Raw genomic sequence first — 15,794 nt, 5'->3', positions numbered from 1 at the left:
GCTCAGGCGGCGATCCCTTCCTCCGCAGTTTGGAGCTTGACCAAACTACAGCCCGTTGCGCAAGTCGTCGAGCACGCATGGCCGGCCTCGTCGAGGGCCGCCTGCAGGGCGTTCTGCATGATCGAGCGGATGGTGCGGGCGCAACGCCCGCATTTCGGACTGCACCCGAGGCAGGCCTGAACCTGCGCGGGCGTGCGGGGGCAATCCGGGCCGCGGTGGAGGCAGGCACGGACCGCGTTGTCGGACAGGACGTTGCAGGAACAGACGATCATGCGGAACCGAAACTCGCGCTGGGCATCGTGCCGTTGGGAAGAATGCCGCGTCCCTGGGACCCGGCCATTGTCTCGAACGCTAGATTAGAATTACTAGAAACTGCTTTATTTACAGGACCTTAGCGGCCTGGGGTGAATCTGGCAATGCTCGCGCCCCCGTCAAGCACACAATTGCATTGGGCGTCAGCTATCTCTTGCGGGCGTTTCAGCGGGCAAGTTCGCGAAGTCCCAATCGGATCAGGGTCTTGGCCTCGGCACCTTCCCCCGCGCCCGCCAGCACCGCCGCGATGGCGGCAGAGGCCTGCACCGGCGCGTAACCGAGATTGACGAGGGCCGAGACGGCGTCGGCCACGGGCTGGGGGGCGGAGCGGTCCTGCACGGCGCCGTTGAGGGCGATGACGGACGGATCGATGGGGGCGTAGGCCGGGGCCTTGTCCTTGAGTTCGGCGACCAGCCGGGCGGCCAGGCGCGGGCCGACGCCGGGGGCGCGGGCCACCGCCGTCTTGTCGCCCAGCGCGATGGCGGAGGCGAGGGCCTCCGGCTCCAGCACGGAGAGCAGGCCCAGCGCCACCTTCGAGCCGACACCCTGCACGGTCTGGAGTAGGCGGAACCACTCGCGCTCGGGGTCCGAGCGGAAACCGTAGAGGCGGATCATGTCCTCGCGGACATGGGTGTCGATGGCCAGACTCGCGGCCTCGCCGAGGGCGGGCATGCGCTGGAGCGTGCGAGCCGAGCAATGCACCACGTAGCCGACCCCCTGCACGTCGAGGATCACGAAGTCCTCTCCGTAGGAATCCACCACGCCCTTCAGCTTGCCGATCATGCGAAGTCTCTTATCAGAGGGGACGGGGCGGTGTCCGAGGATTGGCCGGGCGGCCCGGGAAACCGAGGGGCGACATGAAGCATGGATCCGTCATCAGTCCGAAGGCGCGAACCGGCCTGACAGGCCTGCGCAGTACCACCGTTCTCGCCCTGACGCTGCTGGGCCTCGCCGGCGCCCGCGCGCAGGACACGCCGCCGCCAGCCCCCACCACCGACCCGACGCAGGTCCGCTCCGGGACCTACCGGCTCGATCCGGCCCACGGCAAGATCACCTGGTCGCTCGGTCACCTCGGCTTCTCGACCTATTACGGGCAGATCACCGACGTGGCGGCCGAGGCGAATCTCGATGCGAAGGCTCCGGACAAGAGCCGCATCAGCGTCACCATCGGCACGCCGAGCATCACCGGGCTCAACGACAAGCTCGACGCCCATCTCAGGAGCCCGGACTTCTTCGACACGCAGAAATTCCCGACGGCGACCTTCATCAGCACCGCCGTGGAGCCGACGAGCCCGACGACGGCGCGAATCAACGGCACCCTCACCCTCAAGGGCGTCACCAAGCCGGTCTCGTTCGACGCCACCTTCAACCAGGCCGGGTTCCACCCCGTCGACAAGCTCTACACCGTGGGCTTCGACGGGCGCGCCGTGATCAAGCGCTCGGAGTTCGGGATCACCGCCTACCTGCCGATGGTGGGCGACGAGGTGACCCTGCGCCTGGAGGGCGAGTTCAAGGCGGTGCCCTGACGCCCGGCCAAGCCGGGTGTCCGGCGAGGGCGGGCGCACGGCGGGACCGGCCGATCTCAGAGGGTGATGTGCTGGTCGAACGCCTGGGGGTCGAACGCTGTGTCGAACACCGCGCCGACCCCGTGCTCGAAGTGGCGGGCGACGCGGGCCGCCGTCCGGCCGATGGTGATGGATGCGCCGATGGCGACGTGCGCGTCGAGGGTGAAGGCGACGCCGGACGCCGAGATGTTGAGAAGCTTGGCCGGTACGATCCGGCCATCCGCCAGTTCGATGGTGACGTCGGTCTTCAGGGGCGTGACCCGCGGATGGGCGCGGACGGGGACGGTCGCCTCCTGCTGCTCCGAGAGCAGGCGCAACTCCCGGGCGATGCTGGCCACCGCCTGCCTTCGCGCGAGGAGGCGGACGACGAAGGCGCAGCCCCCGATGCTGACCACGCGGGTTTCCACGGCGCCGATATGGCGGATGTTGCAGGTCAGTTCCTCGTCGACGAGCGGCGTGGTGGCGGAACGGAAGTGAATTCCGTCCGGGGAAACGATGTCCGTCACGGCGTAGAACTCGGAGCGATCCCGTCCCCAGCACAGGGCCGGGACGACCACCGTGTGATGATGGGGTTTCGCGTGCTGATGTCTCATCGATCTCACTGTGCCGCTCGCAGGCATCGTAGGATCGGGAGTCTTTCGATCGCTCTGGCGGGATAGGAAAAATTGTAACGATTCCGCCGAGCGACGTGTCTTTCCTTCCCTGTCGGTCTTTCCCACGCGAAGGGGACTCCCGGCGCTGGGCGGATTTGAATTCCCATCGCGCAAACCCATGTCCCGCAAACCCATGTCCCGCAAACCCGTGCGCCGGGTGGCGCTTCGGCGCGATCACCCCGCCTTGGCCAGGGCCGCGGCGATGCGGGCGGCGGCAAGCGCACTCATCCCCGGCACGGGGGCGTGCCGGCTCTTGAGGGCATGCGAGGCGCGATGGTTGGCGTGGGTGACGGCGATGGCCAGGGCGTCGGCGGCATCGGCCGTCCTGAACTCGGCTTTGGGCATCAGGAACTTCACCATGGCCTGGATCTGCACCTTGTCGGCGTGGCCGGCCCCGCAGACCGTCTTCTTGACGAGGTTGGCGGCGTATTCGGACACGGGCAGGCCGGCGAGCGCCGGCACCAGCAGGGCGACGGCGCGGGCATGGCCGAGCTTCAGCGTCGCCTGGGCGTCCTTGTTGACGAAGGTCTCCTCCACGGCGACCTCGTCGGGCGAGAATCCCCGGACGATCCGGGTGATCCCTTCGTGCAACTCGCGCAGGCGCAGAGCCAGGGGCAGATCGCCGTCCGAGGTGACGACGCCGCAATCGACGTAGGCGAGCTTCGTCCCCGTCACGGTGATCACGCCCCAGCCGGTGCGGCGCAATCCGGGGTCGATTCCGAGGATGCGGACGGGAGCGGTCATGATGGTGGCCCTGGGGCGCGGAGGGCGCCTGCGTCGAGCGTTAGGCACATACCGTGAACGGGAGGTTTCGCCAAACGCATCTCCCCGAAACGCGAACGGCGCAGCCCGTGAAGGGCCGCGCCGCGCATCGCACGAGACAGGTTCCGTCGCGCTTCAGGCGGCGGCGGAGACTCCGGCGGCGGTCGGAACCGACGCCACGGTCTTCAGGATCTGCGAGGCGATCTGGTAGGGGTCCCCCTGGCTGTTGGGACGGCGGTCTTCCAGGTAGCCCTTGTACTCGTTGTTGACGAAGCTGTGCGGCACGCGGATCGAGGCGCCGCGATCGGCGACACCGTAGCTGAACTCGTTGATCGCCGCGGTCTCGTGCTTGCCGGTCAGGCGCATGTGGTTGTCGGGGCCGTAGACGGCGATGTGGTCGTCGAGGTTCTCCTTGAAGGCGGCCATCAGCGCTTCGAAGTAGGCCTTGCCGCCCACCGTGCGCAGGTGCTCCGTCGAGAAGTTGGCGTGCATGCCCGAGCCGTTCCAGTCGGTGGCACCCAGCGGCTTGCAATGGTACTCGACGTCGATCTCGTAGCTCTCGCACAGGCGCTGGAGGATGTAGCGGGCGACCCACATCTCGTCGGCGGCCTTCTTGGAGCCCTTGCCGAAGATCTGGAATTCCCACTGGCCCTTGGCCACCTCGGCGTTGATGCCCTCGTGGTTGATGCCGGCGTCGAGGCAGAGGTCGAGGTGCTCCTCGACGATCTTGCGGGCGATGCTGCCGACTTCCTTGTAGCCGACGCCGCAATAGTACGGGCCCTGCGGAGCGGGGTAGCCCGCGGTCGGGAAGCCGAGCGGACGACCGTCCTTGTAGAAGAAGTATTCCTGCTCGAAGCCGAACCAGGCGCCGTCGTCATCCAGGATGGTGGCGCGCTTGTTGGAGGCGTGGGGGGTGACGCCGTCCGGCATCATCACTTCGCACATGACCAGGACGCCGTTCTTGCGGGTCGAGTCGGGGAAATGGCGCACGGGCTTCAGCATGCAGTCGGAGGAGCCGCCCTCGGCCTGCATGGTCGAGCTGCCGTCGAAGCCCCACATGGGAAGCTGCTCGAGGGTCGGGAAGCCGTCGAATTCCTTGATCTGCGTCTTGCCGCGCAGGTTGGGGACGGGCGTGTAGCCGTCCAGCCAGATATACTCGAGCTTGTACTTCGTCATCGTGAAGTCTCTCTTCCATTCGCGATGCGGACCACCGGCAAGCGCGGACCGTCGACCGCCTCAGGGAACTGCCGCCCTCGCAAAAGCATTTGCTATGCCAATCAATCTCAGGTCCGTCCGCTCGTTCCTATCGACAGGAACCGGGGGCAAATTCGGCCTTCGGGCGGTGTCATCGCCCAATTTAAAGGCAAATTGCATACTTTTTAATCAATATCTGCCTGTGCCATGTTCGTGAGCAGACATGGCAAAGCATAGGCCTGATATAGATGCGCCGAAAACTCATGCGCTCCGGACAAAAATTCCTCCGTCCCACTATTGCATCTCGTTTTAGCAATCGCCGCCATGCGCATATTTCCGGCAAATGCGCGTTTTATTCGCGTCGGGCCGCGCATTCCCGGTGCAGAGAGTCTATGTTGTGCTCAGCGTTCGAGCGGCGCCGTCGGCTCCGCTCCCAGGGAGACCCAGTTCGATGACGCCGTCCGTCACGCGTGAGACCGCCAAGATCTACGCCTTCCCCACCGGGGGCCGCCTCGGCGCGGACCGCCGCGTGACCGGCCGCCCCGCCGGGGAAACGAAGGCGATGCAGCCCGGACCGGCCGCGTTCGCCGCGTGCGGCTATCACGAGGCCGCCCTGATGGACGCCGACCGCTCCCGCAAGTCCTGAGGCCGATCACACGCCGAAGATCGACCAGCCGAGGCGCCGGGTGAGGATTTCGAGGGCGATTCGGCCGAGGTGCGAATTGCCCGAAGCGTCGAGGCCCGGCGACCACACGGCGATGGAGGCGCGCCCCGGCGCCACGGCCAGGATGCCGCCGCCGACGCCGCTCTTGCCCGGCAGGCCGACGCGGTAGGCGAACTCGCCCGAGCCGTCGTAGTGCCCGCAGGTGAGCATCACGGCGTTGATGCGCCGTGCCCGCTCGGCCGAGACCACGGAATGGCCCGTCGAGGGCGTCCGGCCCGAATGGACGAGGAAGCGCCCGGCCCTGGCGAGTTGCCGGCACGTCATGCTGATCGCGCAGTGGTGGAAGTAGACGCCCAGGGTGAAGTCCACCGGGTTGTCGAGGACGCCGAAGGATTTCATGTAGTTGGCCAGCGCCACGTTGCGGAACCCCGTGCGGAGCTCCGAGGCCGCCACCGCCTCGTCGATGGCGATGGTCGGGTCCTCGGCCAGGAACTGCATGAAGCGCAGGATCTCGCCGAGCGCCTCGCGCGGCTGGTGGCCCGACAGGATCACGTCGGTGACCGCGATGGCACCGGCGTTGATGAAGGGATTGCGCGGGATGCCGCGCTCGCGCTCGAGCTGGACGATGGAATTGAACGGGCTGCCCGAGGGCTCGCGGCCGACCCGGCGCCACAGGCGGTCGCCGACCATGCCGAGCGCCAGGGTCAGGGTGAACACCTTCGAGATGCTCTGGATCGAGAACGCCACGTCGGCGTCGCCCCCGGCCGCGATCGTGCCGTCGGCGTCGATGACGACGAGACCGAAGGCGCTCGCATCGACCCGGGCGAGTTCGGGAATGTAGGTCGCGACCTCGCCCCGGTCGGGCCTCGCCCGCATCTCCTCGGCGATTTCCCGAACCACGGCGTGCAGGTCGGGGCTGGGGGTCTGCGGCACGGTAGGGACTCACGCGGGTGGGAGGGATTTCCCGCCGCGACGCAATGAAACTGCCAAGCCCGGACTTCGCGACGTGGTGCCCGGACTTCGCGACCTGGTCAGCCGGCCAACTTCTCCATCAGAGCGTCCGACAGGGTAAAATTCACGAAGACATTCTGGACGTCGTCCTGGTCCTCGATCACCTCGACAAGGCGCAGGAGCTTCTCGCCGGTCTCGTCGTCGACCTCGATGGTGTTCTGTGCCTTCCAGACCAAGGCCGTGCGGCGGGGCTCGCCGAAGCGCGCTTCCAGGGCCTTGGAGACCTCGCCGTAGGCATCCTGGGCGCAGGTGATCTCGTGGCCGTCCTCGGACGAGCGCACGTCGTCGGCCCCGGCCTCGATGGCGGCCTCCAGCATGGTGTCGGCATCCGCCACCTTGGCCTCGAACTCCACCACGCCGACATGGTCGAACATGAACGAGACGGCGCCGGTCTCGGCGAGGCTGCCGCCGGACTTGGTGAAGGCTGAGCGCACGTCGGAGGCCGTGCGGTTGCGGTTGTCCGTCTGCGCCTCGACGATGAGGGCGGCGCCGCCGGGGCCGTAACCCTCGTAGCGGATCTCGTCGTAGCTCTCGGCATCGGCGCCCTGCGCCTTCTTGATGGCGCGCTCGATGTTGTCCTTGGGCACGTTCTCGGCGCGGGCCGCGATGATGGCGGCGCGCAGGCGGGCGTTCATGGCGGGGTCCGGCAGGCCGAGCTTGGCCGCGACCGTGATCTCGCGGGCGAGCTTGCCGAACATCTTCGAGCGGACCGCATCGACGCGGCCCTTGCGATGCATGATGTTCTTGAACTGGGAATGGCCGGCCATGGCGTGACGGACTCTCGCGAAAGGTGGCGGCGCCGGAGGAGGACGATCTCCTCGACGGCACGCGGCGTCGGGAATGGGCGGCGGTTATAGGCCGGGCCCGTGCGGCGTGGCAACGCGGGCACGGCCGCAGCGTTGATGGGACGGGCGGCCTCCGCTCGATGGAGAGCCACTATGGCGCGCGACACCGGGACCCCGCTTCCGACACCCTCCGAACCGCGCCCCATGGGGTGGGGCCGCCTCGGCCTCACCGCCCTGCTCGGATTCCTGGCCGGAACGCTGCTGCTTCCGACCCCGGCACGTGGGCGGAGCAAGCGCACGGCCGAGCAAGGGCGCGGCCTGGACGGATAGCGTCCCGAGACGGTTGATCGAAAGCGGACCGCGATCCCTCAAGCCTCCGGCTGGGCAGCCGACCCTGTCCTGCCGACAGGAAATCCGCCGACAAGAAGTTCCTCGCGACAAGAAATTCCTGGCGGCGCGGCAAGGAGTTTGGCAGAGAGTTGAGATCAATCCGAGACATTCGCCGGTCATTCGAGGTCGCGTTCAATCGGTCCCTCGAAGACAACGACGCCCGCCTTCGGCAGCGGCGACAAGGCTGGCGCGCATGCTCGGACTACACACCCTCCAGTATCCGTTCTTGTTCAGTGTGCCCGTTGTCAGCCAAGTGATTGGGCTGCGCGGCTTGTTCGCGCGAAGCCCGAGAAATTGGACGGACGCCACGCCGGTCATGGGGCTGTTCCTCAGCCTCGATCCGCCCATCTTCTGCTGCCAACCACAACCTTGGCCATTCGGAGCCGCCCATTATCTTGCGGCGTGTTTTCCCAACGAGCCGCTCATCTGCCTGCAGCCGATCACCATGAGCCTCGAGCGCCGGACGTTCGCGCTCGCCTTTGCGGTGCAGCATCGCCGCTTCCGAAAAGCACATCCCAACGCGCGCCTGATCGTCATGGCGAACACGCCGGAGGAAGAGCGGCTGCTGCGAAAGCTCGGGGTCGATGTGCGACTCGTCCCACAGAACATGTTCATCGACGAAACCATGTACCATCCGATCCCAGGGCATGAACGACGGTTCGATGCGATCTACAACGCTCAACTCGCCCCGTTCAAACGGCACGAACTGGCGCGGTTCGTGCCGAGCTGCGCCTATGTGACGAAGATGTTCACGAGCTGGTCCCAGCAGTTGAAGAAAGCCCAGCTCGACAAGTTCGTCCGCTCGATGCCGCAAGGTCACGCGATCCTCAACGATTTCAGCGGGAACGACGTCATGTCGATGGACCATATCCGGGTCAACGAAGCGATGGCGTCCGCCCATGTCGGTCTGTGCCTCTCGAAACTCGAAGGCGCCATGTATGCGAGTATCGAGTATCTGCTGGCCGGACTGCCGGTGGTATCGACCCGCAGTCAGGGGGGACGCGATACCTTTTTCCATCCGGATACGACCCTGATCGTGGACGACAATCCACGCGCCGTCCAGGATGGCGTGGCCGCGATGAAGGCGCGCGCCATCCCGCCGAATTACGTGCGTGCCACGACGTTGCGCCTGATGGCGAGCGAACGGGAGCGCTTCAACACGTTCATCGACGAGATACGCGGAAGACAGATCGAGCGCTTGGACCCCCGTTGGTCATTCAACTACTTCCATAAGCTCTCGCGCTTCGGACTGCTCTCGGAATTCGAGAACCAACTCTCCGGAAGTCTCCAGAAACCCTTGTCCACACCCGCATCGACCAATGGGGATTCCGCCAGCGAAGATCGGTGACGATCCCGACGCCCCTGCCCAACGCCCCCTGCTCGACACCCGCCGAGGGGAGACGTCGAACGGCAAAAGCTTCGGGGGACGTCGGAGATGCAATCCCCGATCCCCCACCCAGCCCCGCGCAAGCCTCCCCCGATACCTCCCGCTGCCTAACGTGACACGCGTTCACTCCGGCGGAGGCCAAAGACCTTGGGCATTGTCATCGGCCTCGTCATCGGAATCGGCTGCATGCTCGGCGGGTTCGTCGCCATGGGTGGACACCTCGTGGTGCTCTGGCAGCCGTGGGAGTTCGTGATCATCGGCGGAATGGGGGCGGGCGCCTTCGTCATGGCAAACCCGATGAAGACCGTGGTCGATTCCGGCAAGGCGAGCTTGGACGCGTTGACCGGCAAGGTGCCGAAACGCAAGGACTACCTCGAGCTCCTCGGACTGCTGCACGCCCTCATGCGCGAACTGAAGGCGAAACCCCGCAACGAGGTCGAGCCGCACCTCGACGACCCGGCGAATTCCGAGCTGTTCAAGGCCTATCCGGCCATCGCCAAGAACGCCGACCTCGTCCTGTTCATCTGCGACTACGCCCGCCTCATCCTCATCGGCAACGCCCGCGCCCACGAGATCGAGGCCCTGATGGACGAGGAGATCTCGGGCTACCGCAAGGATCGGCTCAAGCCGTACGGCGCCGTCACCATGGTGGCCGAGGCGATGCCGGCGCTGGGCATCGTCGCGGCGGTGCTCGGCATCGTGAAGGCCATGGGGGCGCTGGACCAGTCGCCGCAGATCCTCGGCGGCCTCATCGGCGCCGCGCTGGTGGGTACGTTCTTCGGCGTTTTCATGTCCTACGGGGTGCTTGCGCCGTTCGCGACGAAGATCAAGGTGATCCGCGAGAAGCAGGCCCACGTCTACATCATCGTCAAGCAGAGCCTGCTGGCGTATATGAGCGGAGCGGTGCCGCAGATCGCCGTCGAGCACGGCCGCAAGGGCATCTCGCTCGGCGACCGCCCCACCATCGACGAGGTCGAGAACGCCACCGTGAACGGCGGCGCCCAGCGCGAGGCCGCCTGACCATGGACACGCCCGAGGAGTCGTCCGGCCAGAAGGGACCGAGCACCGACATCCGCGCCCGCCTCATCGAGGCCGGCGGCCTGTCCCTCGACCGGCTCCCCATGCTCAGCGTGGTGTTCGACCGCCTGACCACGGGCTGCTCGGACAACCTCAAGCACCTCGTCGCCTCGCCGGTGCACGTCTCGCTGGGCGGCATTCAGAGCGGGCGCATCGGCGAGATGCTCGACGCCTACGACAACAACGCCATCGCGGGTCTCTTCCACGCCCCCGAATGGGACAGCCACATCCTCGTCGGCCTCGACCGCGACTTCGTTTTCACCATGGTGGAGGTACTGCTCGGCTCGGATGGTGGCGAACCGCCGGTGGAGGACGAGCGCCCGTTCTCCGGCATCGAGACGCGCATCGCCCAGATCGTGCTGGAGCAGGTCGGCAAGGCGCTGGAATCCTCGTTCTCCCTCGTGGCCGCCACGCCGTTCCGCCTCGAACGCACGGAGACGCGCATGGAGTTCGCCGTCATCGGCGGGCGCGGCAACAAGGCGGTGGAGGCCAAATTCCTGCTCCAGGCGCTCAACCGCAGCGGCGAGATGTTCCTCATCATCCCGCAATCGGTGATCAACCCCATGCGCCCGAGCCTGTCCAAGGTGCTCACCGGCGACTCGGCGGCCCGCGATCCGATCTGGACCCAGCAGATCGCCGCCGAGGTGCAGAAGGCCGAGGTGACCCTCCGCGCCGTCCTGGAGGAGCGCACCCTGACGCTCGGCGAGATCTCCGAGCTCAAGGTCGGTCAGGTCATCGGGCTCGACGCCACCCCGACCACCCGGGTGAAACTCGAGGGCAACGACAGGCCGCTGTTCTGGTGCCATATGGGGCAGGCGCAAGGCTCCTACGTCCTGCGCGTCGACGAAGCCATCGCCCCCGAGAAGGAAGGCCTCGTGCCATGACGCCGCTGGTTGATACCATCCTGCTCGTCGCCCTCATCGCGACGAGCGCCTGCGTGGTGCCGATGTACCTCAAGCTCAAGCGCCTCGACCGGACCCAGGCCGAGTACGGCCGCATCCTCACTCAGTCGGGACACGCCCTGAACCAGGCGGGCGAGGCCGTGCGCGGCTTCAGCACCGAGGGGCGGGCGATCCTGGAGGCCCTCGACGGGAAGATCGAAGAGGCGCGCGCCACCCTTTCCGCCCTGGAGGCGGGCCGGCGGGCCCTGGCGAGCGACCTCGACCGGCAGACGCGGGTCGGCGGTTGACCGCGACATCCCTTCGGCCGACCCTGATCCCCGACGCGCCTGATCCAGATGCGCGACGCCACCCCCTGACGAGCGGACGATGAGCAACAGCCCCTTCGACGACGCGCAAGGCCCCCCGGCGGGCATCGCCCCCGTCTTCCCGAGCGTGGCGCCGGCATCCGCCCCGGCCGCCGAGGCGCGCATCGGGGACACCCGCAACATCGATTCGATCCTGCGCATCCCGGTCCTCATCCAGGTGGTGCTCGGCTCGGCGACCATGCCGGTGGCCGACCTGATGAAGCTCGGGCGCGGCGCCATCGTCTCCCTCGACCACCGGGTCGGCGAACCCGTGGACGTCACCGTCAACGGGCGCGTGGTCGCCCGTGGCGAGATCGTCGTGGTGGAGGAGGACAATTCCCGCTTCGGCGTCTCCCTGACGGAGATCGTCGGCCCGGCCGAATCCGGACAGAATGGCTGATCCGATGAGCGTGGGCAGCGTGCCGATCCCCCAGAAGACCCCGGGACTCCCGCGCCAGCTCGCCCCCGTGGACGAGGTCGCGGCCCTGCTGCTCGCCATGGGCAAGCCGGCGGCCGGCCGCCTGCTGAAGTATTTCGAGGCCGACGAGATCAAGCGCATCACCCGCTCGGCGATGCAGCTCGGCTCGGTGAGCGCCAATCAGCTCGACACCATCGTGGACGCGTTCTCGGGCGAGTTCTCCAACGGCGGCAGCCTCGTCGGCACCGTGCAGGAAGTCGAGAAGCTCCTCACCGGCCTGATCCCGGCGGCCCAGCTCGCCGAGATCCTCGCCGACGTGCGGGGTGATTCCACCCGTTCCGTCTGGGAGCGGATGTCGGAGGTCTCCGAGACCGTGCTGGCGAGCACCCTCGTCAAGGAGCATCCCCAGACGGCGGCCCTGATTCTGTCGCGGATCAAGCCGGCCACCGCCGCCAAGGTGATGGCCCACCTGCCCCTGCCCCTGCGCAACACGGTGATGCGCCGGATGCTGACGTTCAAGCCCGTGGTCGACGAGATCATGCAGTCGGTCCAGCGCGCCCTGCACGAGGACTTCCTCATCAACGGCTCGCGCAATTCGGGGGCCGACACCCATGCCAAGATGGCCGACATCATTAACAAGATGGAGCGCACGCAGATCGACGACGTCCTGACGAGCCTGGGAGAATCCCGCCCCAAATCCGTCGAGATCCTCAAGGGCCTGCTGTTCACCTTCGACGACATCGTCAAGCTCGCGCCCCGCGCGCGCACCACCCTGTTCGACGCCGTGCCCAACGACCGCCTCGTCATGGCCCTCAAGGGCACCGATGCCGAGTTCCGCACCGTGGTCCTCGGCGCCCTCTCGGCCCGCGTGAAGCGCATGGTCGAGCACGAACTCAACGGTGGCGAGCCGGCGGCGCAGAAGGACGTGCTGGAGGCCCGCCGGTCCATCACCGATCTGGCCATGGAGATGGCCGGACGCGGCGACATCGAGATCAACGCCGGAGGCGAGGTTGAGCCCCTCGTCCGCTGAGTGCGGCGAGCCCGTGACCGGCAAAACCACGGTCGGGTTACGCGGCCGCCCGCATGTCTGACGATCAGGAGAGCAAGACCGAGGACGCCACCGAGAAGCGGGTGCGCGACGCCGTCGAGAAGGGCGACGTCCCGTTCTCCCGCGAGGCGCCCGTCTTCGCCTCGATCCTCGGGCTGCTCATCGCGCTCAGCCTCGTGGTGCGCGACGGGACCGGCCCCCTGGTCCGCGACCTCATGACGTTCATCGACCACCCGCGCGACTTCTCCCTGGAGAACAGCCAGGACGCGGCCATGATCCTCCAGGGCACCGCCCTGGCGGCGGCCCGATTCCTCATCCCGATCCTGGCGATCCTCGGCGGGTGCAGCCTCGTCGCCTCCCTGGTGCAGAACGTGCCGAGCGTGGTGGGCGAGCGCATCCGGCCGCAATGGTCCAGGATCTCGCCGGCGAAGGGCTGGGGACGGATCTTCGGAAAATCGGGTCAGGTCGAATTCCTGAAATCGCTCTTTAAATTCTTGAGCGTCACCGTCGTCGCCCTGCTGCTCCTGCGCTCGGAGGGCAACAAAGCCGTGAATGCCATGTTCTCCGACCCGAGCCAGATCCCCGACCTGATCCTCACCGTGGCGATCCGCCTCGTGTCGGTGGTCAGCATCGCCACCATCGTCATCGTGGCGGCCGACCTCGTCTGGTCGCGCCTGCGCTGGCAGCGCTCGATCCGCATGTCGAAGCAGGACCTCAAGGACGAGCACAAGCAGTCCGAGGGCGATCCCGTGGTCAAGGGCCGCCTGCGCTCCATGGCGCAGGACCGCTCGCGCAAGCGCATGCTCGCCAACGTGAAGAATGCCACCCTGGTGATCGCCAACCCGACCCACTACGCCATCGCGCTGCGCTACGCCCGGGACGAGCAGCCCGCGCCCCTGGTGCTCGCCAAAGGCAAGGATCTTCTCGCCCTGCGCATCCGTGAAATCGCCGAGGCGAACGGCGTTCCGGTGGTGGAAGACAAGCCTCTCGCAAGGTCCCTGTACGACAGTGTCGAAGTCGACCAGATGATTCCGGCGGAGTTCTACAGCGCAGTGGCCCAAGTCCTGTTCTTCCTGTTCTCGAAAGCCCGCTGATGAGCGTTTCTCCCACGCCGAATCAGGGTGGCACCGAAGATGTGCTCGCAGCGGCCGAGCGCGTCTTCGCCACGGCGATCCGCGACTTCATCGCCGAACTCTGCCTCCTCGACGGCGGCATCCTCATCGGATGGGTGCAGGGCGGGCGGCACGGCAACATCGCCGACCTCGTCGCCTCCTCGGCCGAGCCCTTCTTCAAGGAGGCGACCATCGCGTATGCCGATGGGGCCGACGTGCGCTTCGACTGGGGGCGCTCGCTCACGGTCGTCCTCGACATGGAGTTCGTCACTGCGCCCGTGACGGTGTTCTTCAAGCTCGTCCTCGACGGCATCTATGTCGGCGTCGCGATCCAGCGCATCCTGGCCGACGAAGGGGTCGAGAAGGGGCCGGGCTTCTGCCTCGACGGATTTGCTAGCGCCCTCGACGGTGCCCGGATCGCCCCCGCTTCGGTCTGATTCCGCGCGGAGGCGTGCAGCCAACAGCGGCCCGGATCGTCCTCCTTCGATACAACCAAGACTTGATCTGCCACCTGTTCCAATCGACCCAGGACGGGACGATCGATGACCTATGTCAGACAGGCCATTGACCTACCCCTGTGCGCCCGACATGGATGGTCCAGCGGGCGCGAATCACGAGGTGATAAAAAACTTTGACCGAGACCGCACGGAGCGCTGGTTAAACAGCAGAAAATCTACAATAAAAACTCAATATTCTTGAGTTATCCGAAAATTATTCCGAATCAATTGGGCGATATTTCGGGTAAATCAACGAGCCCTTGAAATATTTGAGACGCAAACTTCACGCGAGCGATGATCGGTTGCCGGCCGGAGCTTGATCGTCTGGGGAGGCGGTGGATGTATATCTTGGTCGACACCCGGCAATCGGTGAATGCCGGGTACAAGGCCAGCTTCGACCGGGAGGGCATCTCCTCCCTCGGTCTGGCGCCGGACGAGTTCGCGAACTGGTTCCAGGCTTCCTCGCGCCTCGACCGCGAGGCGATCCAGGGCTTCCTCCTGGGCGATTTCGAGGACCGGGCCAAGTGCGCCGGCACCATCCGCAGGCTCTCGCGCGCGCCGATCATCGCCCTCAGCGACGTGCGCTCCCTCGACCAGACCCTGCTGTTGTTCGAAGCCGGCATCGACGACGTGCTGCCGAAACCCGTCCATGTCCGCGAGATCCTGGCCCGGTCCGAGGCGATCTGGCGCCGGGTCAACGGCGGCGCGCCCCTGGCGCCCCGCGACATGCCGGCCCCCACGGACCGCCTCAAGGTGTTCTTCGACGGGCGCGACCCCGAGGTGGACGGCACGGTGCTGCCGTTGCCGCGCCGGGAGCGCCATATCCTCGAGTGCCTGGTGCGCAACCGGGGCAAGCGGATGACCAAGACCCAGATCTACAACGTGGTCTACGGCGTCTACAGCAACGGCGTCGAGGAGAGTGTCATCGAGGGGCACGTGAGCAAGCTGCGCAAGAAGCTCAGCCAGCGCCTCGGCTTCGACCCCATCGAGGCCAAGCGCTTCATGGGCTACACCTTCGTCGGGTAGGGCCGGCGCGCGATTGTCAGGCGAAAAGCCGCGCGCGCTGGCGTGATCGGGCGTCCGACGCAGGGGTACTCGGCCGAGAGGACGGAATGGCTCGTCCGGCCTCTGCATGAGCCTGTTCGCCGGTCGCGGCGGCCGGCAAGCCGGGCGGAGCGATTCAGCCTCTTGGTAAGTATTCCGACAACTGGCGCCTGCGCGAAACCGTACACAATTGGATTTTTTAAATCTCTAGGCGATATTCATTTTTTCTGCAAAGAATCGGACGGTTGATTTTTATCATCAGTGATGCCGGAACACGCTGATGTTTCTGTTTCGACTGAGGAAATTTACGATGTCCGATGATTTGTCCGGCAGTCGGCACGATGGATCGGATCGCAGGCCGCCACGCTATCGCGCGATCCTTCTGGGCCCCACCGGCCGCATCGCCTCCCTCGTCAACCTCATTGCCGGCGACGACAAGGATGCCCTGCGCCTGGCGGAAGCCATGGTCGATGGGCATGCCGTCGAGCTCTGGGACGGCGTGCGCTTCATCGAGCATTTCCCGGCCCTGGACCCGGAAGGGGAGGCTTCGGCGAAGGATACGGATGTGTCCCTCGCGACGCGGCGGATGCAGGCGCCAGGACCGTAACGGCGACGGCGGCCCACGGGTC

20 protein-coding genes are annotated in these 15,794 nt (G+C 66.4%); 13 read left to right on the top strand and 7 right to left on the bottom strand.

The window, feature by feature from the left end; translation table 11 throughout:
- Positions 1–2 precede the first annotated feature (2 nt).
- Positions 3–272: a bacterioferritin-associated ferredoxin gene (locus MKK49_RS22155; RefSeq protein WP_244032070.1), complete on the bottom strand. Its 270-nt coding sequence runs from the start codon at positions 270–272 to the stop codon at positions 3–5.
- A 205-nt stretch (positions 273–477) separates the two neighbouring features.
- Positions 478–1,095, bottom strand: a complete 618-nt coding sequence (gene ruvA / locus MKK49_RS22150; protein ID WP_244032068.1) for a Holliday junction branch migration protein RuvA — start codon at positions 1,093–1,095, stop codon at positions 478–480.
- Between the two features lie 125 nt (positions 1,096–1,220).
- Between ruvA and MKK49_RS22145 the strand changes: the two genes are divergently transcribed.
- Positions 1,221–1,838, top strand: a complete 618-nt coding sequence (locus MKK49_RS22145; RefSeq protein WP_244032313.1) for a YceI family protein — start codon at positions 1,221–1,223, stop codon at positions 1,836–1,838.
- Positions 1,839–1,894: 56 nt separating this feature from the next.
- Here MKK49_RS22145 and MKK49_RS22140 read toward each other — a convergent pair whose 3' ends face one another.
- The 3 genes from MKK49_RS22140 to MKK49_RS22130 all read right to left on the bottom strand — a co-directional run bounded on the left by MKK49_RS22140 (position 1,895) and on the right by MKK49_RS22130 (position 4,468).
- Positions 1,895–2,470, bottom strand: coding sequence for a PilZ domain-containing protein (locus tag MKK49_RS22140; RefSeq protein ID WP_244032066.1), 576 nt, complete (start codon positions 2,468–2,470; stop codon positions 1,895–1,897).
- A gap of 234 nt (positions 2,471–2,704) precedes the next feature.
- The gene (gene ruvC, locus MKK49_RS22135) at positions 2,705–3,274 is read right to left on the bottom strand and encodes a crossover junction endodeoxyribonuclease RuvC (protein ID WP_244032065.1); all 570 of its coding nucleotides are present in this window, start codon (positions 3,272–3,274) and stop codon (positions 2,705–2,707) included.
- A 153-nt stretch (positions 3,275–3,427) separates the two neighbouring features.
- On the bottom strand, positions 3,428–4,468 hold the full coding sequence (locus MKK49_RS22130; RefSeq protein ID WP_244032064.1) for a glutamine synthetase beta-grasp domain-containing protein: 1,041 nt from the start codon (positions 4,466–4,468) through the stop codon (positions 3,428–3,430).
- A 469-nt stretch (positions 4,469–4,937) separates the two neighbouring features.
- Here MKK49_RS22130 and MKK49_RS22125 point away from each other — a divergent pair, with 469 nt between their 5' ends.
- A complete protein-coding gene (locus MKK49_RS22125) occupies positions 4,938–5,132 on the top strand; it encodes a DUF2735 domain-containing protein (RefSeq protein WP_244032063.1) in 195 nt (64 codons plus the stop codon).
- 6 nt (positions 5,133–5,138) lie between these two features.
- Here the strand turns inward: MKK49_RS22125 and MKK49_RS22120 are convergent, their stop codons facing one another.
- Both MKK49_RS22120 and MKK49_RS22115 read right to left on the bottom strand, forming a co-directional pair.
- Positions 5,139–6,083 (bottom strand): glutaminase, encoded by a 945-nt coding sequence (locus MKK49_RS22120; RefSeq protein ID WP_313899197.1) that lies wholly within the window; start codon positions 6,081–6,083, stop codon positions 5,139–5,141.
- Positions 6,084–6,181: 98 nt separating this feature from the next.
- Positions 6,182–6,928, bottom strand: a complete 747-nt coding sequence (locus MKK49_RS22115) for a YebC/PmpR family DNA-binding transcriptional regulator (RefSeq protein ID WP_244032062.1) — start codon at positions 6,926–6,928, stop codon at positions 6,182–6,184.
- Between the two features lie 171 nt (positions 6,929–7,099).
- Between MKK49_RS22115 and MKK49_RS22110 the strand changes: the two genes are divergently transcribed.
- From MKK49_RS22110 to MKK49_RS22060, 11 genes are all read left to right on the top strand, one after another.
- On the top strand, positions 7,100–7,276 hold the full coding sequence (locus MKK49_RS22110; protein WP_244032061.1) for a hypothetical protein: 177 nt from the start codon (positions 7,100–7,102) through the stop codon (positions 7,274–7,276).
- A 253-nt stretch (positions 7,277–7,529) separates the two neighbouring features.
- Positions 7,530–8,684: a glycosyltransferase gene (locus tag MKK49_RS22105; protein ID WP_244032060.1), complete on the top strand. Its 1,155-nt coding sequence runs from the start codon at positions 7,530–7,532 to the stop codon at positions 8,682–8,684.
- Between the two features lie 186 nt (positions 8,685–8,870).
- Positions 8,871–9,743, top strand: coding sequence for a flagellar motor stator protein MotA (gene motA, locus MKK49_RS22100; protein ID WP_244032058.1), 873 nt, complete (start codon positions 8,871–8,873; stop codon positions 9,741–9,743).
- 2 nt (positions 9,744–9,745) lie between these two features.
- A complete protein-coding gene (locus MKK49_RS22095) occupies positions 9,746–10,684 on the top strand; it encodes a flagellar motor switch protein FliM (RefSeq protein WP_244032057.1) in 939 nt (312 codons plus the stop codon).
- On the top strand, positions 10,681–10,989 hold the full coding sequence (locus tag MKK49_RS22090) for a hypothetical protein (RefSeq protein WP_147711438.1): 309 nt from the start codon (positions 10,681–10,683) through the stop codon (positions 10,987–10,989). The genes MKK49_RS22095 and MKK49_RS22090 overlap by 4 nt, the downstream gene beginning before the upstream one ends.
- Positions 10,990–11,068: 79 nt before the next feature.
- The gene (gene fliN / locus MKK49_RS22085) at positions 11,069–11,446 is read left to right on the top strand and encodes a flagellar motor switch protein FliN (RefSeq protein WP_244032056.1); all 378 of its coding nucleotides are present in this window, start codon (positions 11,069–11,071) and stop codon (positions 11,444–11,446) included.
- 4 nt (positions 11,447–11,450) lie between these two features.
- Positions 11,451–12,494 (top strand): flagellar motor switch protein FliG, encoded by a 1,044-nt coding sequence (locus MKK49_RS22080; protein WP_244032055.1) that lies wholly within the window; start codon positions 11,451–11,453, stop codon positions 12,492–12,494.
- Between the two features lie 53 nt (positions 12,495–12,547).
- Positions 12,548–13,606: a flagellar biosynthesis protein FlhB gene (gene flhB / locus MKK49_RS22075; RefSeq protein ID WP_244032054.1), complete on the top strand. Its 1,059-nt coding sequence runs from the start codon at positions 12,548–12,550 to the stop codon at positions 13,604–13,606.
- Entirely contained in the window at positions 13,606–14,061 is a 456-nt protein-coding gene (locus tag MKK49_RS22070) for a hypothetical protein (protein WP_244032053.1), read from the top strand. Before flhB ends, MKK49_RS22070 begins: the two co-directional genes overlap by 1 nt.
- A 399-nt stretch (positions 14,062–14,460) precedes the next feature.
- On the top strand, positions 14,461–15,147 hold the full coding sequence (locus tag MKK49_RS22065) for a response regulator transcription factor (protein ID WP_244032051.1): 687 nt from the start codon (positions 14,461–14,463) through the stop codon (positions 15,145–15,147).
- Between the two features lie 328 nt (positions 15,148–15,475).
- Entirely contained in the window at positions 15,476–15,772 is a 297-nt protein-coding gene (locus MKK49_RS22060; RefSeq protein WP_244032049.1) for a hypothetical protein, read from the top strand.
- The last annotated feature ends 22 nt before the right edge of the window (positions 15,773–15,794 follow it).

Origin of the sequence: Methylobacterium sp. J-090, from assembly GCF_022829345.1 — a bacterium.
Taxonomy (GTDB): Bacteria; Pseudomonadota; Alphaproteobacteria; order Rhizobiales; family Beijerinckiaceae; genus Methylobacterium.
Note: the sequence above shows the minus strand (reverse complement) of the source record. Positions and strands in the feature narration are given on the sequence as shown.